Origin of the sequence: Rhodococcus sp. B50 (genome assembly GCF_013602415.1) — a bacterium.
In the GTDB taxonomy this organism is placed as follows: domain Bacteria; phylum Actinomycetota; class Actinomycetes; order Mycobacteriales; family Mycobacteriaceae; genus Rhodococcus.
The window spans coordinates 2,698,706-2,718,102 of sequence record NZ_WPAG02000002.1 but is presented as its reverse complement, the minus strand read 5'-3'; the positions used below and the strand labels follow the sequence as shown (position 1 = coordinate 2,718,102).

At 68.5% G+C, this 19,397-nt stretch carries 16 protein-coding genes; 10 read left to right on the top strand and 6 right to left on the bottom strand.

What is annotated here, in order from left to right:
- Positions 1-37: 37 nt before the first annotated feature.
- Positions 38-1,489 (top strand): NAD-dependent succinate-semialdehyde dehydrogenase, encoded by a 1,452-nt coding sequence (locus GON09_RS12785; protein WP_213932101.1) that lies wholly within the window; start codon positions 38-40, stop codon positions 1,487-1,489.
- Positions 1,490-1,546: 57 nt separating this feature from the next.
- Here GON09_RS12785 and GON09_RS12780 read toward each other — a convergent pair whose 3' ends face one another.
- Positions 1,547-1,858 carry a chorismate mutase gene (locus tag GON09_RS12780; RefSeq protein WP_016932179.1) on the bottom strand — a complete coding sequence of 104 codons (312 nt, stop codon included), beginning with the start codon at positions 1,856-1,858 and terminating at the stop codon, positions 1,547-1,549.
- Positions 1,859-2,092: 234 nt separating this feature from the next.
- On the opposite strand from GON09_RS12780, the gene pcrA reads away from it, so the two are divergent.
- Positions 2,093-4,471, top strand: a complete 2,379-nt coding sequence (pcrA, locus tag GON09_RS12775) for a DNA helicase PcrA (RefSeq protein ID WP_213932100.1) — start codon at positions 2,093-2,095, stop codon at positions 4,469-4,471.
- Between the two features lie 93 nt (positions 4,472-4,564).
- Here pcrA and GON09_RS12770 read toward each other — a convergent pair whose 3' ends face one another.
- Positions 4,565-5,542, bottom strand: a complete 978-nt coding sequence (locus GON09_RS12770) for a M23 family metallopeptidase (RefSeq protein WP_374195315.1) — start codon at positions 5,540-5,542, stop codon at positions 4,565-4,567.
- 443 nt (positions 5,543-5,985) lie between these two features.
- Here GON09_RS12770 and sucC point away from each other — a divergent pair, with 443 nt between their 5' ends.
- Both sucC and sucD read left to right on the top strand, forming a co-directional pair.
- A complete protein-coding gene (sucC, locus tag GON09_RS12765; protein WP_213932098.1) occupies positions 5,986-7,155 on the top strand; it encodes an ADP-forming succinate--CoA ligase subunit beta in 1,170 nt (389 codons plus the stop codon).
- A 16-nt stretch (positions 7,156-7,171) separates the two neighbouring features.
- Positions 7,172-8,074 (top strand): succinate--CoA ligase subunit alpha, encoded by a 903-nt coding sequence (gene sucD / locus GON09_RS12760; protein WP_016932175.1) that lies wholly within the window; start codon positions 7,172-7,174, stop codon positions 8,072-8,074.
- Positions 8,075-8,137: 63 nt separating this feature from the next.
- Here sucD and GON09_RS12755 read toward each other — a convergent pair whose 3' ends face one another.
- Positions 8,138-8,761 carry an IMPACT family protein gene (locus tag GON09_RS12755; RefSeq protein WP_213932097.1) on the bottom strand — a complete coding sequence of 208 codons (624 nt, stop codon included), beginning with the start codon at positions 8,759-8,761 and terminating at the stop codon, positions 8,138-8,140.
- A gap of 81 nt (positions 8,762-8,842) precedes the next feature.
- On the opposite strand from GON09_RS12755, the gene GON09_RS12750 reads away from it, so the two are divergent.
- Genes GON09_RS12750 through purH form a run of 4 tightly spaced genes read left to right on the top strand, consistent with a single transcriptional unit; the run spans position 8,843 to position 13,816 of the window.
- Positions 8,843-9,928, top strand: coding sequence for a DUF5336 domain-containing protein (locus tag GON09_RS12750; RefSeq protein ID WP_213932096.1), 1,086 nt, complete (start codon positions 8,843-8,845; stop codon positions 9,926-9,928).
- A gap of 49 nt (positions 9,929-9,977) precedes the next feature.
- Positions 9,978-11,564: a cell division protein PerM gene (locus GON09_RS12745; protein WP_213932095.1), complete on the top strand. Its 1,587-nt coding sequence runs from the start codon at positions 9,978-9,980 to the stop codon at positions 11,562-11,564.
- A 55-nt stretch (positions 11,565-11,619) separates the two neighbouring features.
- Positions 11,620-12,267, top strand: a complete 648-nt coding sequence (purN, locus tag GON09_RS12740; protein WP_244866298.1) for a phosphoribosylglycinamide formyltransferase — start codon at positions 11,620-11,622, stop codon at positions 12,265-12,267.
- The gene (gene purH, locus GON09_RS12735) at positions 12,254-13,816 is read left to right on the top strand and encodes a bifunctional phosphoribosylaminoimidazolecarboxamide formyltransferase/IMP cyclohydrolase (RefSeq protein ID WP_213932093.1); all 1,563 of its coding nucleotides are present in this window, start codon (positions 12,254-12,256) and stop codon (positions 13,814-13,816) included. The genes purN and purH overlap by 14 nt, the downstream gene beginning before the upstream one ends.
- Positions 13,817-13,854: 38 nt before the next feature.
- Here purH and GON09_RS12730 read toward each other — a convergent pair whose 3' ends face one another.
- From GON09_RS12730 to GON09_RS12720, 3 genes are all read right to left on the bottom strand, one after another.
- Complete coding sequence (locus tag GON09_RS12730) at positions 13,855-14,097, bottom strand: hypothetical protein (RefSeq protein ID WP_213932092.1); 243 nt, start codon at positions 14,095-14,097, stop codon at positions 13,855-13,857.
- A 295-nt stretch (positions 14,098-14,392) separates the two neighbouring features.
- Positions 14,393-15,358 carry an alpha/beta hydrolase gene (locus GON09_RS12725; protein ID WP_213932091.1) on the bottom strand — a complete coding sequence of 322 codons (966 nt, stop codon included), beginning with the start codon at positions 15,356-15,358 and terminating at the stop codon, positions 14,393-14,395.
- Between the two features lie 12 nt (positions 15,359-15,370).
- Positions 15,371-16,000, bottom strand: coding sequence for a DUF4126 domain-containing protein (locus tag GON09_RS12720; protein WP_213932090.1), 630 nt, complete (start codon positions 15,998-16,000; stop codon positions 15,371-15,373).
- A 74-nt stretch (positions 16,001-16,074) separates the two neighbouring features.
- Between GON09_RS12720 and GON09_RS12715 the strand changes: the two genes are divergently transcribed.
- Positions 16,075-17,463 (top strand): ATP-binding protein, encoded by a 1,389-nt coding sequence (locus GON09_RS12715; RefSeq protein WP_213932089.1) that lies wholly within the window; start codon positions 16,075-16,077, stop codon positions 17,461-17,463.
- Positions 17,460-19,397, top strand: coding sequence for a vWA domain-containing protein (locus tag GON09_RS12710; protein ID WP_213932088.1), 1,938 nt, complete (start codon positions 17,460-17,462; stop codon positions 19,395-19,397). The genes GON09_RS12715 and GON09_RS12710 overlap by 4 nt, the downstream gene beginning before the upstream one ends.

Below are 19,397 nucleotides of genomic sequence, written 5' to 3'. Positions count from 1 at the left end.
CCGGCAGCGAGCGGCTGTGGCGCGCATGATGGGGCATATGGATGCTGCAGAACTGATTCGGTCCGTCCCCACCGACCTGTTCCTCGGCGGTCAATGGGTTGCGGCCGAGAACGGAGCCACTTTCGGAGTCCACGATCCCGCGACCGGCGAAGAACTCGCACGTGTCGCCGATGCCGGGCCCGGTGATGCCATGCGGGCCCTCGATGCGGCCGTGGCGGCCGGTCCGGCATGGGCCGCGACCCCGCCGCGCGAACGCGCCGAACTACTGCGGACGGTATGGCAGAAGATCACCGACCGCGCCGACGACTTCGCGCTGCTCATGACCCTCGAAATGGGTAAAGCTCTGCCGGAGAGCCGGTCCGAAGTGACCTACGGGGCCGAGTTCCTGCGGTGGTTCTCCGAGGAGGCCGTCCGCATCGCCGGTCGCTACACACCCGCCCCGGCCGGCACCGGGCGCGTCCTCGTGACCAAACAACCCGTCGGCCCCTGCCTGGCCATCACGCCGTGGAACTTCCCGCTCGCGATGGGCACCCGCAAGATCGGCCCCGCCCTCGCGGCGGGCTGCACGATCATCGTCAAACCCGCTTCCGAGACACCGCTCACCATCCAGTTGCTCGCACAACTCTTCGACGAGGCAGGGCTGCCCGCCGGCGTCCTGTCGGTACTGCCGTCCTCGCACGCGAGTGAGGTCACCGGTCCGCTCCTCGAGGATCCCCGATTGCGCAAGCTCACCTTCACCGGCTCCACCGAGGTGGGACGCACGCTCGCCGAGAAAGCCGGTCGATCACTGCTGCGCACCTCGCTCGAACTGGGTGGCAACGCGCCGTTCGTCGTCTTCGAGGACGCCGATCTCGACGCGGCCGTCGAGGGCGCGGTGGCAGCCAAGCTGCGCAACGGGGGAGAGGCCTGCACGGCCGCGAACCGCTTCCACGTCCACAATTCGGTGCGCGAACAGTTCGTCGCCAAGCTCACCGAGCGCATGGCGTCGTACAGGCTCGGACCGGGAACGCAGCCCGACGCGACGCTGGGTCCGCTCGTCAACGAGAAGCAGCAGAAGACCGTGATCGAACTCGTGCAGGACGCGGTGTCGGCGGGCGCCTCGGTGCGACTGGGCGGTGAAGCTGCGGACGGTCCGGGATGGTTCTATCCCGCCACCGTGCTCGACGACGTGCCGCAGCAGGCCCGCATCCTCCAGGAAGAGGTGTTCGGGCCGGTCGCGGCCGTCACCGGCTTCGACACCGAGGAGGAGGCGCTCGCGGCCGCGAACGACACCCGATACGGGCTCGCCGCCTACATCTTCACGCGCGACCTCGACCGGGCCCTACGCGTGTCGCATGCGCTCGAAACCGGCATCGTGGGTGTGAACCGCGGTATCGTCTCCGATGTCGCGGCACCGTTCGGCGGAATCAAGGATTCCGGGCTGGGACGCGAGGGCGGCCTCGAGGGCATCGAAGAATTCCTCGAGACCAAGTACATCGCCCTGCAGTGAGGATGTGGATCAGTGACCGGGACGGCCCCGCCGTCAGTGACCGGGACGGCCCCGCCGTCAGTGACCCAGACGGCCACGCCCGAGGCGGAGCAGCAGCATCGCCAGGGTGTGGCCTTCCTGGCCCAGTTCGCTGAACCGCTCGAGGACCTTCATCTCGCGGCTGTGCACGAGGCGGGTACCGCCGGATGCCATCCGGGTACGCCCGATCATGCGGGAGACCTCGGTGCGCCGCTTGACCGCAGCCAGGATCTCGGCGTCGAGGCGATCGATCTCCTTGCGGAGCTCCTCGATCTCGGCTTCGGTGGGCACTCCGGCGTCGTCGGCTTCTGCCGGCTCGCCGGAAAGGGAAGAATCGATGTGCGTGCTCATGTCGTCTCCTCGCATCTGCTCTGAAGGATCGCCCGTCTGGGAGCGGCTGTTACCGGTATCGGGTCGGGCCGGCAGTCGGGAATCGACAGCGACAACCGGAACTCGATCCGAGCCTGCGAAGGACAGAAGACATGGGCTCCAGTTTGCCACTCACCCTGTCGGCCCTGCCACTCGCCCTGATCGACGGTGCGGTCCGGATCCGTTGTCCGGGCGGTCCGGTAGTTTGGTGAAACGATGAACACTCCCGTCGCGCTCGCACACTCCCGCCCCGGATCCGATGCTCTTCTCGAAGGACTCAATCCGCAGCAGCGGGAAGCGGTCACACACGAAGGAGCCCCGCTGCTCATCGTCGCGGGTGCCGGCTCCGGCAAGACGGCCGTGCTCACGCGACGCATCGCCTATCTGCTGGCCGAGCGCGGCGTCGCCCCCGGGCAGGTGCTCGCCATCACGTTCACCAACAAGGCTGCCGCCGAGATGCGCGAGCGAGTGGCGGCCCTGGTGGGGCCGCGCGCGAACGCGATGTGGGTCTCGACCTTCCACTCCAGCTGTGTCCGGATCCTCCGCGCCCAGGCCGCTCTGCTCACGGGCATGAATTCGAATTTCACGATCTACGACGCCGACGATTCCCGTCGTCTGCTCACGATGATCGCGAAGGATCTCGAACTCGACAGTAAGAAGTACTCCGCCCGGTTGCTGTCCACGCAGATCTCGAACCTGAAGAACGAGCTGATCGGGCCGGACGAGGCCGCGCACGAGGCGGAGACCGATTCGGCGGCGACCGAACTCACCCGCGTCGTCGCGCGGGTCTACGCGCACTACCAGCAGCGCCTGCGCACGGCGAACGCCTTCGACTTCGACGACCTCATCGGCGAGACGGTGGCACTGCTGCAGGCACATCCGCAGGTCGCCGAGTACTACCGGCGCCGGTTCCGTCACGTGCTCGTCGACGAGTACCAGGACACCAACCACGCGCAGTACGTGCTGGTGCGCACCCTCGTGGGCGATCCGGAGGAGGAATCCGCCGTTCCCCCGAGCGAATTGTGCGTGGTGGGCGACGCCGACCAGTCCATCTACGCCTTCCGCGGCGCCACGATCCGCAACATCGAAGAGTTCGAACGCGACTATCCACAGGCCCGCACGATCCTGCTCGAACAGAACTACCGCTCCACCCAGAACATCCTGTCGGCGGCGAATTCCGTGATCTCCAAGAACGCGGGTCGCCGCGAGAAGCGGTTGTGGACCGATTCGGGTGAGGGCGAACTCATCACCGGTTACGTCGCCGACAACGAGCACGACGAGGCGCGGTTCGTCGCAGCCGAGATCGACCGCCTCGTCGACGGCGGAGACACCACCTATTCCGACATCGCGGTGTTCTACCGCACCAACAACGCCTCCCGAGCGTTCGAGGACGTCTTCATCCGGCACGGTGTGCCCTACAAGGTGGTCGGCGGTGTGCGGTTCTACGAGCGCAAGGAGGTGCGCGACATCGTCGCGTACCTGAAGGTGCTCGACAATCCGGACGACACGGTGAGCCTGCGGCGTATCCTCAACACCCCTCGTCGCGGTATCGGTGATCGTGCCGAGGCGTGCGTGGCGGTCCATGCCGAGCGCCTCGGTGTGAGTTTCGGGCAGGCCCTCACCGACGCCGCTGCCGGCAAGGTCGCGTTGCTGAACACGCGGGCGCAGAAGGCGATCGCCGGATTCGTCGAGATGATGGACGGCCTGCGGACGATGCTCGTCGCGAGCGACGCCGACGGCAACGACATGGTCGACATCGGCGACGTGGTCGATGCGATCCTCGAACGCACCGGATACAGCGCCGAGTTGTCGGCGAGCGACGATCCCCAGGACGGCGCCCGTCTCGACAACCTTCACGAACTTGTCAGTGTGGCAAGGGAATTCAGTGCCGACGTTCGCAACGCGGCCGGGATCGTCGACGACGAACGTGAGGAGGGCGATCCCGAACCGGGGTCACTCGCAGCGTTCCTCGAGAAGGTCTCGCTCGTCGCCGATGCCGACCAGATCCCCGAGAACGAGGCCGGTGTCGTCACGCTGATGACGCTGCACACCGCGAAGGGCCTCGAGTTCCCGGTCGTCTTCGTCACCGGCTGGGAGGACGGCCAGTTCCCGCACATGCGCGCCCTCGGCGACCCGGCCGAACTGTCGGAGGAGCGACGACTCGCGTATGTGGGCCTCACCCGCGCCCGGCGTCGTCTCTACCTCTCGCGGGCCGTGCTGCGATCGTCCTGGGGGCAGCCGCTCACCAATCCGGAATCCCGTTTCCTGCAAGAGATTCCGCAGCATCTCATCGATTGGCGACGCCTCGAGCCCACGCCCGCGCGCGGGCAGGCGATCGGTTCGGGCACGGGCTCGCGCTTCGGTGCGGGCGAGGGGCGAGGTTCGTCGAGCACACCGAGTTTCGGTGCGGCCCGCGGACGCAACAACCACTTGGTGCTCGCCGTGGGCGATCGGGTCAGCCACGACAAGTACGGCCTGGGAACGGTGCTCGAAACCCGCGGGTCGGGCCCCACGGCCACCGTCGTGATCGATTTCGGTAGTGCCGGCAAGGTGCGGCTGATGCTGGTCGGCGGCGTGCCGATGGTGAAGCTGTGATGCCGCGCGGCGCGTGATGCCGTAGCGGACGCGACCGCGCCCGGCGGTGGGGTCTCGCCCCCGATGGATCGGTGACTCGGTAGGTCGGTAACTTCAGTCGCGCTGGACGCCGAGGGCGATGCCGCGGGTCGCGAGCCACGGGACGGGGTCGATCTTGTCGACGCCGTTGAGGTGCACCTCGAAGTGCAGGTGCGGGCCGGTGGAGAAGCCGCGATTGCCCATGGTGGCGATCTGGTCGCCGGCCATGACCCGCTGACCCACGGTCACCAGGGACTGGTCGATGTGCCCGTACACGGTGACGGTGCCGTCGGCGTGGAGGAGTCGGATCCACATGCCGAAGCCGGAGGCCGGGCCGGAGTCGATGACCTCACCGTCGGCGACCGCGAGGATGGGGGTGCCGATGGGGCCGGCGATGTCGATGCCGGCGTGGAGTGTGCCCCAGCGGGCACCGAAGTGCGAGGTGAACGAACCCACAGCGGGAAGCACGAACAGCGGACGGCGGGCCGCGGCCTCACGCGCAGCGCGTTCCTCGCTGAACCGCTGGCCCTTGGCCAGTAGATTCGAGAACTGCGACAGGTCGTTGGGGTCGGCGATGTTGAGCACCTGCGGAGCCTGCGACGGCTCGACGTCGGCGCTCGGTGCGAACTGCGCGGCCTGGGGCACGGCGGTGGCGGTGATGACCGACGAATCCGCTTCGCCGGCAGCGAGAGCGACCTCGGAGTGTTCTGTCCTCTGCCCCGGACCACCGTTGGCTGCGGCCTGGCCGGCCGCCACGACGGCACCGGCAGCGACCGCGAAGACGGCGGCACGGCCCTTGAGGGCGGTGGGGGGAGTGGGAAGTCGGTGTGCTCCGCTGCGGGAAGCGGGAGCGGTGACGTCGGTGTTCTCGGAGTGATCGCGCGAGAAGCGGACAGCGTGGCCGTGGGAGTCGGAGTAGTAGGTCGGCTCGGGACCGGGGCCGGTGTTACGGAAGTCGAGCGTGGCGGCTTCCCAGGCGTTCCAGTCGTCGGGGGCCGATTCGGGACGGCGGGTTCGGCTGCCGGCACTCGGACTGCCAGAGCGCATCGCCATCCTCCGTTCGTGACCTCATCGTTACTTCGACCAGGCGACGGTAACGAAGCGATCGCAGGGGTGGCAAGCCATAGTTCGTCCGGAGCACGTTATGTGAGTGGCATCACAGTTCAAACCGGGGCAAATAGGGACATTGCCCAGTCGATCGCGACTCAAACACTGCTTTACGACATGTCACGAGTTCGTTGCGTGACGGTCGCGCGGGATCCGGTGTCGGCGGAGAAGTGGATACCTGTCATTCTGAACCGAGTGCTCCGCTCGATCGTGGCGTCGGCCACCTTTCGGGAGGGGAACTGCGAAGTCGTTCCCGGAACCAACGCGCGCGTGACCTGTGCCACATGAGACTGCCGCGCGTGATCCGCGGCCCGGCCGAGAAACTAGAGTCCGAAACGACCCGCTCGATACCCCGGAGCGGGCGTGAACGCAGACGAGACGGTGAGCAGATGGATCTCTTCGAATATCAGGCGAAGGAACTCTTCGCCAAGCATGACGTGCCGACGTCGGCCGGCCGTGTTACCGACACTGTCGCCGGTGCCCGCGAGATCGCGGAGGAAATCGGCAAGCCGGTGATGGTCAAGGCCCAGGTCAAGGTCGGTGGCCGCGGCAAGGCCGGTGGCGTGAAGTACGCCGCCACCGCAGACGACGCGCAGACCCACGCCGAGAACATCCTCGGCCTCGACATCAAGGGTCACATCGTCAAGAAGCTCCTGGTCGCCGAGGCCAGCGACATCGCGGAGGAGTACTACATCTCCTTCCTGCTCGACCGCACCAACCGCACCTACCTGGCCATGTGCTCGGTCGAGGGCGGCATGGAGATCGAAGAGGTCGCCGCCACCAAGCCGGAGCGCCTCGCCAAGGTGCCCGTCGACGCCGTCAAGGGTGTCGACCTGGCCTTCGCGCGCGAGATCGCCGAGAAGGGCCACCTGCCCGCCGAGGTGCTCGACGCCGCAGCCGTGACCATCCAGAAGCTGTGGGAGGTCTTCGTCAAGGAAGACGCTCTCCTCGTGGAGGTCAACCCCCTCGTCCGTACCCCGGACGATCAGATCCTCGCCCTCGACGGCAAGGTCACCCTCGACGCCAACGCCGACTTCCGTCAGCCCGGCCACGCCGAGTTCGAGGACAAGGACGCCACGGATCCCCTCGAGCTCAAGGCCAAGGAGAACGACCTCAACTACGTCAAGCTCGACGGCGAGGTCGGCATCATCGGTAACGGCGCCGGCCTGGTCATGTCGACCCTCGACGTCGTCGCCTACGCAGGCGAGAAGCACGGCGGAGTCAAGCCCGCCAACTTCCTCGACATCGGCGGCGGCGCGTCCGCGTCCGTCATGGCTGCCGGTCTCGACGTCATCCTGAACGACGCGCAGGTCAAGAGCGTGTTCGTCAACGTCTTCGGTGGCATCACCGCGTGCGACGCGGTCGCGAACGGCATCGTCAAGGCCCTCGAGATCCTCGGCGACGAGGCCAACAAGCCGCTGGTCGTCCGCCTCGACGGCAACAACGTCGACGAGGGTCGCCGCATCCTCGACGAGGCCAACCACCCGCTGGTCACGGTCGTCGCCACCATGGACGAGGCTGCCGACAAGGCGGCCGAACTCGCCTTCGCAGCGAAGTAAAGGGACACACAGAACAATGGCAATCTTCCTTACCAAGGATTCCAAGGTCATCGTCCAGGGCATCACCGGCGGCGAGGGCACCAAGCACACCGCGCTCATGCTCAAGGCCGGAACCCAGGTCGTCGGCGGCGTGAACGCCCGCAAGGCCGGCACCACGGTTTCGCATACCGACAAGGACGGCAACCCGGTCGAGCTCCCCGTCTTCGGCTCCGTCGCCGAGGCCATCAAGGAGACCGGCGCCGACGTCTCGATCGCGTTCGTTCCCCCGGCCTTCTCGAAGGACGCCATCGTCGAGGCCATCGACGCGGAGATCCCGCTGCTCGTGGTCATCACCGAGGGCATCCCGGTGCAGGACTCCGCGTACGCGTGGGCCTACAACGTCGAGAAGGGCAACAAGACCCGCATCATCGGCCCCAACTGCCCCGGCATCATCACCCCGGGTGAGGCGCTCGTCGGCATCACCCCGGCGAACATCGCCGGCAAGGGCCCGGTCGGCCTCGTGTCCAAGTCGGGCACCCTGACCTACCAGATGATGTACGAGCTGCGCGAGTACGGCTTCTCCACTGCCATCGGCATCGGCGGCGACCCGGTCATCGGCACCACCCACATCGACGCCATCGAGGCGTTCGAGAAGGACCCGGAGACCAAGGTCATCGTCATGATCGGCGAGATCGGCGGCGACGCCGAGGAGCGCGCGGCCGATTACATCAAGGCCAACGTGACCAAGCCGGTCGTCGGCTACGTCGCGGGCTTCACCGCCCCCGAGGGCAAGACCATGGGCCACGCCGGCGCCATCGTCTCGGGCTCCTCGGGCACCGCTCAGGCCAAGAAGGACGCTCTCGAGGCGGCCGGCGTGAAGGTCGGCAAGACGCCGTCCGAGACCGCTGCGCTCGCTCGCGAGATCCTGCAGTCGCTGTAAAGCAGCGTCGCTGCCCGTGCGCGTTTTCGGTAGCTGCTGCTACCGGAAACGCGCACGGGCGTTTCAGGCGTCGATCCAGTCGATGCCCGCGGGTTCGAGTTCGCCCGCACCGGACGTCAGCGACGCCACCCAGCCCTCCAGCTCACCGCGCTCGCGCCCCGCGACAGTGAGGACCACCCTGTCCGCATAGGCGACGTCGAGCACCGCGACGCCCCGTCCCCGCAGTTCCGCCTCCACACGACCCGCCTCGGCGTGGTCGATCGCGAGGGTGAACTTCTCCTGCTGCCGGCGCTCGACGAGGGACGCCTCGTCCAGTGCCGTAGCGACCGCGCCCGAGTACGCGCGCACCAGACCGCCCGCGCCGAGCTTGATCCCTCCGAACCAGCGGGTCACCACCACCGCGACATTCACGAGATCCCGGTGGTGCAGGACCTGCAGCATCGGTATCCCGGCGGTACCGCCCGGTTCCCCGTCGTCGCTCGACCGCTCCGCACGCATCGACTGGTCGTCACCCACTACGAACGCCCAGCAGTGGTGTCGGGCATCGGGATACAGTCGGCGTTGTTCGTCGACGAAGGCGAGCGCGGCGTCGGCCGTGTCGACACGGCGAACCGCCGCAAGGAAGCGCGAATGCTTGACCTCCGTCTCGACCACGACATCGGGACCGGGGGCGAGAGTGTGCGGCATGGACCCCATTCTCTCGGGTAGTCCCTAGGCTGGTTACTGCAGGACGAGCAACCGACACACCGACCGACGGCAGGAGAATCGATGACATTCCCCGCAGGCGCATCTGCCCAGAGCAAGGTGGTGCCGTTGCTGCTGCCACTCGCAGTGGCCGTGCTCGGTGCCGTGAACTTCCTGCTCGGACTCACCCCGTTCGTGAACATCACCTTCGGCTCCCAGGTGGCGCTCACTTCGTTCGATTTCGGCTTCGCCGTCGTGCCCCTGGCCTTCCTGCTCTTCGGTGGTGCGAGCGCCGCACTGTCGCTGCTGCCAGGCCAGGATCTGCGTGCCGTGGCCGTCGCGGCGTCGGGCGTCGGTTTCGTCACGTCGCTGTTCCAGCTCTTCCACCTGCCCGAGGACACCGGAATCGCGTGGGGCGGCGTGACGATCCTCGTTCTCGGATTCCTGCAGTTCGCGCTGGCGCTCGTGGCGTTGCTGTTCGGTCTCGGCATCCTTGTGTCGGGGCGGTCGGGTGGCCGCAGCTCGCTCGGATCGCAGCAGGCCGCCGGGCAGTACCCGGGATTCGGTGGTGCTCCGGGATCCGGTCAGCAGCAAGGCTTCGGTGCGACCCAGGGCTACGGCGCACAAGGTTACGGACAGCCGCAGGGGTACGGCGCCCAGCAGCCGGGAGTCGCCGGCGGGCAATCACAGTTCGAGGCTTCCCATCCCGGACATCAGGCGTATCCGGGCCAGCAGGGGGCGTCCGGGGAGTACTCCGGTGCCCAGCAGTACAGCGGGTCGCAGCAGTATCCGGGGTCGCAGCAGTATCCGGGCGCACAGCAGTACGGCGGAGGGCAGCAGTACAGCGGAGCGCAGCAGTTCCCGGGCTCCCAGCAGTACGGCGGGGGAGCACAGTACCCCGGTGCCCAGCAGTACGGCGCTCAGCCCTATTCGGGTGGCCAGCAGTACTCCGGTGGACAGCAGTACACGGGCGCGCAGCCGACCCAGCAGTACCCCGTGCAGGAGTCGCACACGACGCCGGAGTCGAACGATCGTACCGACGCCCCGGCCGACCGGACCGAGTCCGAGACCCACACCACGGGTACGGACCATCGCGAGGACTCCGGCACCTCCACGACCGGCGACCAGGACGCCACTCAGGCCTTCCGCGCCCCGGACGACCAGCGGTGATCGGCGCGCCTGACACCACGATCGCCGCGACGGTGACACTCTCGACCCGATGACTTCGACGCTCGGCCGGTCGACCCGGCACGTTCCACCCGACGACGACCACCTGGACCCGGAGCGGTTCCGCATCCTCCTCGGCACCGCGGCGCGTGTTCCGGCGGTGACGCTCGCCGTCGTGGCCACGATCGTGGTGACGACGATGGTCGTCGCCAACAGCGACCTCACCGGCATCTACGCCGCGATCGCCGGAACGTGGCTCGCGCTGCACCAGGTGACGCTCACGATCGACGGCACGTCGCTGGGCGTGCTGCCGCTGCTGCCCACGGCAGTCCTGCTCTGGCAGGCCGCACGCGGATGCGCATCGGCGGCCGACGCGATCGTCGAGAACAGCGGTTACGCCCTCGACCGGCAGGACGTCTCCCGCATCACCGTCGCGACCCTCGCGGGTCCGCTCCTGGTGACCGCCGCGTCGCTGATCGTGCTGCAGGACGCGGCGAGCGTGCTGCCGGTGACGCCACCGAACGCCGCAGCCGCCCTGGCGTGGGTCACCGGCATCTACCTCCTCGCAGCGCTCATCGGTATCGGGTCCCGAGTGTGGAAGCCGGTGGTGCGGTACTACTCGGCGCCCGACTGGCTCGTGCTGGCGTTCCGTCCGGCGCTGCGGGTGCTGCTCGGGATGTTCGCGGTCGGTGGAGTCGCGGTCGTGGCAGGGCTCCTGTGGTCGTGGAACGTCGTCGGCGAACTGCTGGCGCGCGGGGACCACTGGACCGGCGTGCTGGGTCTGACGGTGATGTCGATCCTGTATCTGCCCAATGTCGTCATCGGAGCTGCAGCCGTTCTCACGGGCAGCACCGTGCACTTCGGCGACATCCACCTGAGCCTGTTCGAGGCGACGGGTGGCGACCTCCCGGCCCTGCCGGTGCTTGCGGCGGTCCCCTCCGGTCCGGCCGCGGCGTTCTGGCCGGTGCTGCTGGCCGTTCCGGCGACGATCGGTGCGCTGCTCGGCCGTTTCGCCGCCCAGCGGACCCTGCAGGCGAAGGCCGACGGTGCTCCGGTCGGCAGCGCCGACGCGGCGTGGACGGTACTCGCCGCCGCAGCGGGGGCCGGACTCGTCACGGCGCTGGCGGCCTGGGCCGCGGGTGGTCCGCTCGGAGTCTTCGGGGTGGTCGGTGCCAACTGGTGGCTCGCCGGAATCCTCGTCTTCGCGTGGTCGGGCCTGCTCGGCATCATCACGGCGCAGCTGCTGATGTGGCGCGAAGGACGGCTGGCCGCGGCCGCGCTGCGGGCCGACGCCCACGTCGACGAGGAGACCGTGGAGGATGCAGCGGCCACGGCGGAAGCAGGTGACGCGGACGATACGGATGACGCCGCCGCAGAACTCGAGTCGTCCGAAGACGGAACTCCTGAGCTTGAGGCTCCGGCGACCGAGGACGCCGCCGCCGAGGACGTTGCGGCCGACGAGGACGATGAGCCGGACTCCGATGACGTCATCGACACGGACTCGGAGAGCGACACGGACGCCGATGGCGTCGTCGACTCCGACTCCGATGGCGTCATCGACGCCGAGGTCGTCGAGATCGTCGAGGAGGACGAGCCCGACGAGGAGGTCGCGAACAAGGCCGAAAAGGGCGCCGACTAGGCTCTCCTACGGCCGGTCGATCGGCCGACCCACCTCGACTTCACAGGAGTGGACCCTGACTGCCTCGCGTGACCAGCTGCCGCCCACCGCGCCGGCGCGGCTCGTCGTCCTCGCCTCGGGCACGGGCAGCCTGCTGCGTTCGCTGCTCGAGGCCACTCGGACAGACGGATATCCTGCAACGGTCGTCGCTGTCGGAGTCGATCGCGAGTGCCCCGCGGAAGGGCACGCTGCCGACGAGGAGATCCGGTCGTTCCGCGTCGCACTGCGCGACTTCGAGGACCGTGCCGCATGGGACCGGGCGCTGACCGACGCGGTCGCCGCCCACGAACCCGACCTCGTGGTGTCCGCCGGTTTCATGAAGATCCTGGGCCCGGCGTTCCTGGAGCGGTTCTCCGGTCGCATCATCAATACGCATCCCGCGCTGCTGCCGTCGTTCCCCGGCGCGCACGCCGTCGCCGACGCCCTGGCCTACGGCGTCAAGGTCACCGGTTCGACGGTGCACCTCGTCGACGGAGGCGTCGACACCGGGCCGATTCTCGCGCAGGAAGCGGTGCAGGTGCTCGACGATGACGACGAGGACACCCTGCACGAGCGCATCAAGGTTGTGGAGCGACGGTTGCTTGCCGAGGTGGTCGCCGCCGTCGCCACCCGTGGAGTTGTTTCCGATGGACGAAAGGCCGTGATCCCCGGTGACCGAACGTAAGACTGTGCGCCGCGCGCTGGTCAGCGTGTACGACAAGAGCGGGCTGGTGGAGCTGGCGACAGGGCTCCACGCGGCAGGAGTCGAGCTGGTCTCGACCGGTTCCACGGCAAAGACCATCGCCGACGCAGGCGTGCCGGTGACGAAGGTCGAGGAACTGACCGGTTTCCCCGAGTGCCTCGAAGGCCGGGTGAAGACGCTGCATCCGCGCGTGCACGCCGGAATCCTCGCCGACACCCGCAAGCAGGACCACCTCGACCAGATCGCCGATCTCGGCATCGAGGCGTTCGAGCTCGTCATCGTGAACCTCTACCCGTTCACGCAGACGGTCGCCTCGGGTGCGAGCCCCGACGAGTGCGTCGAGCAGATCGACATCGGCGGCCCGTCGATGGTGCGTGCCGCAGCGAAGAACCACCCGTCCGTCGCGGTCGTCGTCGACCCGGCTGCCTACGGTGACGTGCTCGCTGCCGTCGAGGGTGGCGGTTTCACCCTCGAGGAGCGTAAGCGCCTTGCCGCGCAGGCGTTCCAGCACACCGCCGCCTACGACGTCGCGGTGGCGAGCTGGATGAACAGCGACTACGCGAAGCCCGAGGGCGACGAGTCGCAGTTCCCGGCGTGGACCGGCGCGACCTGGACCCGCGCGAATGTCCTTCGCTACGGCGAGAACCCTCACCAGGCTGCGGCGCTGTACGTGAACGAGGCCGGCGAGCCGGGTCTCGCGCAGGCCGAGCAGTTCCACGGCAAGGAAATGTCCTACAACAACTATCAGGACGCCGACGCCGCCTGGCGCGCCGCGCACGACCACAGCGAGCCGTGCGTCGCCATCATCAAGCACGCCAATCCCTGCGGCATCGCGATCGCCCAAGACATCGCCACCGCGCACCGCAGCGCGCACGAGTGCGATCCGGTCTCGGCCTTCGGTGGCGTCATCGCCGCGAATCGTGAGGTGAGCGTCGAGATGGCCGAGCAGGTCGCCGAGATCTTCACCGAGGTGATCATCGCCCCGTCGTATGCCGACGGTGCTGTCGACGTGCTCTCCCGCAAGAAGAACATCCGCATCCTGCGCGCCGATTCACCGAAGTCGGCACCGGTCGAGATCCGTCAGATCTCCGGTGGTCTGCTCCTGCAGGAGCGCGACGTGCTCACCGCGGACGGCGACTCCACTGCGAACTGGCAGCTCGCGTGCGGTGAGGCCGCAGACGAAGCCGTCCTGCGCGACCTCGAATTCGCTTGGCGCGCATGCCGTGCCGTGAAGTCCAACGCGATCCTGCTGGCCTCGGGCGGCGCGACCGTCGGTGTCGGTATGGGCCAGGTCAATCGTGTCGACTCGGCGCGTCTCGCCGTGACCCGCGCGGGTGAGCGGGTCGCAGGGTCGGTCGCCGCGTCGGATGCCTTCTTCCCCTTCGCCGACGGCCTGCAGGTGCTCACCGAGGCCGGAGTGAAGGCGATTGTGCAGCCGGGCGGCTCGGTGCGCGACAACGAGGTCATCGAGGCTGCTCGCGAGGCGGGCGTGACCCTGTACCTCACGGGCGCGCGACACTTCGCGCACTAGTCCGAACGCAGACGCGCGGCACCCGCGCGCACCGTCGCTCAGGCGGCGTGCGCGTGGGTGCCGTTGTCGTGTGCGGTGGGTTCGACGGTGCGCTTGCCGCGGCCGTCGGAGATGACGAGCTTGGCCGCGCCACGGTCGAGCAGGTCGCGGATGAGATCGGCCGACGCGGCGCCGCTCTCGGTGCCACCGACCCGGCTCAGGTCGATGGTGATGGCGTGACCGGTGAGGTCGTCGGGGAGTTCGGTCGACACGGTGCCGCCGGATTCGATTCGAAGTTTCATGGTGTTCTCCTGTCGAGGTGATCTTGTGTGGGTCGCGGTCGGGGATAAAGAAAGGGCACCCGGGGCCATGTGCCCCGAGTGCCCGAGAACGAGTCGTCGTGTGACTTCTATTCTCGGGAGCGCTCCGCCGCGAAGTGGAAGAAAAGGTGCGAGAACGGTACGGAACAACCGGCTACGTACATCTGCTTGTATCGCATCGGACCGTACCTTTCTCGTGTGAACCAGTGGGTTAACGGGAGACCATACACGAACAACGCGGAATGGACATTTGTTATTTCGTGTCGGCGTCCGGTGATCAGCCCTGGAGCTTGTCGAGCCACGCCTCGAAGCCCGAGGTGAACTCCTTCGAGTAGGGCAGATCCGCGATGTAGTCGGCGCCTGTGGACTGCTGGTCGCCGATGTCCTTGAGTGCGTGGTTGGTGTGCGTCATGCGCAGTGACGTCAGGCGGGTGTGCACGAGCGCCGCGTCGAGGGCGTCGACGTCCTCGACCCGCACCTGGATGTCCTTCGTGGAGACGCTGGTCAGCACCGGCAGGTCGCCGGCGACCTGCGCGGCGAGCATCCGCGGGTCGAGCGAGTCCTCCTCGGCGAGAGCCTTCGCGTTCGTCGGCACGAGACCGGCGTTGCGCAGCGGCTCGGGCAGAGTGTCGCTGAGCGTGCCGTCGGCGCGCAGCGACTCGACCGCACCCGTCAGCGCGACCCGCAGTTCGTCGGCGATCTGGATCGGCAGCTGGCCGGCGGCGACCACGGCGTCGAGCTGCGCGTCGATCTGCGCGGTCAGCAGGTCGAGCAGGCGCACGGCGAGCGGCTCGAGCAGGCCGAGTCCGGCGATGGAGTCGTTGTCCTGGGCGAGCGACAGCGCGATGAGCGCGCCTTCGCTGTGGCCGACGACGTAGAGACGCTGCGCGTCGACCCCGCGCTGGGCGCCGAGGAAAGCGAGTGCGTCGGAGGCGGCGTCGATGAACGTCGAGAAGCCGAGATCGGCGACGTCCTCGACGCTGTACGGGCCGAGGCCGGTCGCGCCGCTGCCGAGCTTGTCGTACCGCAGGCTCGCGAAACCGTGGCGTTCGAGCACGTCGGCGAGATGGCGCAGCGTGCCGATCGATCCCGGGAGCAGTGCGCTGTCGCCGTTGCGGTCGGTGGGGCCGCTGCCGGCGAGCAGCAGGACGCCGGGCACCGGACCCCTCATGGAGACGGGTACCCGCACACTGCCGTGCAGGGTGACGTCGCCGCTGGAAAAGGTGATCTCGGTGTCCGACATGCCATGTGTCTATCAGAAGCCGCCGGGTCGGCCCGTATCGAGGGCGCCCGGGTGTGCCGTCGGTTTCGTGCGTGTCGCACGGGCCCGGCGCAGCCGGCGGTAACCCCGCACGCCGAGCCACCCGAACAGCACCAGGAGCGGGAGGACGAGCAGGGGAGCGAGCAGCGAGATCAGCGACGTGACGAACGAGGTGACGCTCTCCACGATCGACAGCACCGGATTGCCGAAGCCGGCGGTGGTCGCGGTGCTCGCGACCCGCGTACCCGTCTGCGCCGTACTCACCGCCAGGGCGGTCGGGGCGCCGATGACGATGCCGGCGAGCGCCGCCATGGCGGGATCGAGGCTCGCGAAGGCCGCCCACGCCGCGAGTGCCCCCGCGATCGGCCGGGTGACCGTGCCGACGGCAGACAGTGCGTTGTCCACGAACGGCACGAGGTCGGCGACGACCTCCACGACGGTCGCGATCGCCAGGGCGACGAGCGCCGAGGTGGACCCGAGCCACTGCATGGATTCGTTGAGGACGACACCGAAGAGCTCGAAGTGCACCGCAGCCGACAGGAGCAGCAGCGGCAGGAAGGTGCGCAGCCCGGTGGCGGCGGCGAGCCCCAGCCCGAGCAGTGCCGCCAGGATCCAGGTGTCCATGCGGCGAGTGTAGGCGGACGGGCCACGCGGGATCGCGGATGCCGAAACGACGGTTCGGTCGTACCTTGGGTGAGGTGACGTCACCCACACCGCGCCCCTCCACGGTCGGCGAGCTCCGTGCCTCCGGCCACGTGCAACGATCCGTCAAGGACGAGATCCGGCACAACCTGCTCGCCGCGCTGCGCGACGGTACCGATCCGTGGCCCGGCATCCTCGGCTTCGAGGACACCGTCGTCCCGCAACTCGAACGCGCCCTCATCGCCGGTCACGACGTGGTTCTGCTCGGCGAACGCGGTCAGGGCAAGACCCGCCTGCTGCGCACCCTGCCGCTGTTGCTCGACGAGTGGACCCCGGTCATCGCCGGTTCCGAACTCGGCGAGCATCCCTACGAACCCATCACCCCGGCGTCGATCCGCCGCGCCGCCGAACTCGGAGACGACCTGCCCGTCGCGTGGCGACACCGCAGCGAGCGGTACGCCGAGAAGCTCGCGACGCCCGACACCTCGGTCGCCGACCTGGTCGGCGACGTCGACCCCGTGAAGGTCGCCGAGGGCCGCAGCCTCGGTGATCCGGAGACGATCCACTTCGGCCTCGTGCCTCGCGCGCACCGCGGCATCGTCGCCGTCAACGAACTGCCCGACCTCGCCGAACGTATCCAGGTGTCGCTGCTCAACGTCATGGAGGAACGCGACATCCAGGTCCGCGGTTACACGCTGCGCCTGCCTCTCGACGTGCTGCTCGTGGCGAGCGCGAACCCCGAGGACTACACGAATCGCGGACGCATCATCACTCCGCTCAAGGACCGCTTCGGCGCGGAGATCCGCACGCACTATCCGACGCGACTCGAGGACGAGATCGCCGTCATCGAGCAGGAGGCGCACCTGCAGGCCCGCGTGCCCGATTATCTCTTCGAGATCCTCGCCCGGTTCACCCGGCTGCTGCGCGAATCGACGTCCGTCGACCAGCGTTCGGGTGTCTCGGCACGGTTCGCCGTCGCCGGTGCCGAGACCGTCTCGGCTGCGGCCCTGCACCGCGGCGCGGTTCTCGGCGAGGACGATCCGGTCGCGCGTCCCGTCGACCTCGGGACCGTGGTGGAGGTGCTCCGCGGCAAGGTCGAGTTCGAATCGGGTGAGGAGGGAAGAGAATTCGAGATCCTCGATCATCTCCTCCGGCGCGCCACGGCCGAAACGGCCCGCTCGCGACTCGCGGGCGTCGATCTCGGGCCGCTGGTCGCCGCCGTCGAGCAGGGCGAGCCGGTGGTCACCGGTGAGCGGATCACCGCGAAGGTGCTGCTCGACGAACTCCCCGAACTGCCGGTGCTCGACGCCGTAGCCGAACGGCTCGGTGCCACCGACACCGGAAGCCGGGCTGCGGCAGTGGAACTCGCACTCGAAGGGTTGTATCTGGCGCGACGCATCGCCAAGGACACCGGCGACGACGGCTCGGCGGTGTACTCCCGATGAGCAGGTCCGCCCGCTACGGTCCGTACGCCGGGGGCGATCCGCTCGCCCCGCCGGTGGACCTGCGCGACGCGCTCGCCGCGATCGGCGACGATGTCATGGCCGGCGCGTCGCCGAAGCGTGCCCTGCGGGAGTTGCTGCGCCGCGGTCACGACGGAATGCGTGGACTCGACAAGATTGCGGCACAAGCCAATCGGCGTCGACGCCGGCTGCTCGACCGCACCAACCTCGACGGCACCCTCCAGGAGGTGCGCGAGCTTCTCGATCGTGCCGTGCTCGAGGAACGTAAGGAACTGGCGCGGGCCCTCGACGACGACGCGCGGTTCGCCGAGATGCGGATCGAGGAACTGCCGCCGTCGACGGCGCAGGCGGTCCAGGAACTCGCCGACTACGACTGGCGCAGCACACAGGCCCGGCAGGACTACGAGAAGATCCGCGACCTGCTCGGCCGGGAGATGCTCGACCAGCGGTTCGCCGGGATGAAGCAGGCACTCGAAGGTGCCACCGAGGCCGATCGGCAGCGCATCACCGACATGCTGAACGACCTCAACGACCTGCTCGACAAGCATGCGCGCGGCGAGGACACCGACGAGGACTTCGAACAGTTCATGGCCGAACACGGGGAGTTCTTCCCCGAGAATCCGCAGAACGTGGAGGAGCTGCTCGATTCCCTCGCGCAGCGCGCGGCGGCGGCGCAGCGGTTGCGCAACTCGCTCAGCCCGGAACAACGCGACGAACTCGACGCTCTCGCGCAGCAGGCCTTCGGGTCCCCGTCGCTGACGAACCAGCTCGACCGTCTCGACGGTCACCTGCGTGCCGCCCGCCCCGGGGAGGACTGGACCGGTTCGGAACGGGTGCGCGGCGAAGAGGGCATGGGTCTCGGCGAGGCCACCGCGGCCCTGCAGGAATTGTCGGAACTCGACCAGCTCGCCGAGCAACTGTCGCAGCAGTACGCCGGGGCGTCGCTCGACGACATCGACCTCGACGCGCTCGCCCGTCACCTCGGACCCGAGGCTGCGGCCGATGCGCGCACCCTCGCCGAACTCGAGAAGGAACTGCAGCGGCAGGGTTTCTTCGACCGGGGTGCCGACGGGCAGTGGCGCCTGTCGCCCAAGGCGATGCGCAGGCTCGGCGAGGCGGCGTTACGCGACGTCGTCGACCGCATCTCGTCGCGCACCGGGCAACGCGAGTCGCGCCGGGCGGGTGTACTCGGTGAGCCGACGGGCGCTTCGAAGGTGTGGGAGTTCGGCGACACCGAACCGTGGGACGTCGTACGCACCCTCACGAACGCGACCCTGCGCAGTCCCGGGCTGCCGGTGCGGATGTCGGTACAGGACGTCGAGGTGATCGAGACCGAGCAGCGGACGCAGGCGGCGGTCGCGCTGCTCGTCGACACATCGTTCTCGATGGTCATGGACGGTCGCTGGGTGCCGATGAAACGCACGGCCCTCGCGCTCAACCACCTCGTGTCCACGCGCTTCCGCGGGGATGCGTTGCAGCTCATCGCGTTCGGGCGCCACGCCCGCGTGGTGTCGGCGTCCGAGCTGGCCGGGCTCGACGGGGTCTACGAGCAGGGCACCAATCTGCACCACGCCCTGATGCTCGCGGGCCGCCATCTGCGCCGTCATCCCAACGCGCAGCCGGTGGTCTTCGTCGTCACCGACGGTGAACCCACCGCCCATCTCGAACCGGACGGCTTCGCGGCCTTCGACTACCCACCGAGTTCTCGCACCCTCGGGTTGACGGTGCGCGAACTCGATCACGTCGCGCGACTCGGTGCCCAGGTGACGATCTTCCGGCTCGGCAGCGACCCCGGGCTCGCGCGCGTCGTCGACGTGCTGGCCCGGCGCGTCGGGGGTCGGGTGGTCGCGCCCGACGTCGACGGTCTCGGGGCGGCGGTCGTGGCCGACTACGTCCGTGCCCGGCGGCGGTCCTGA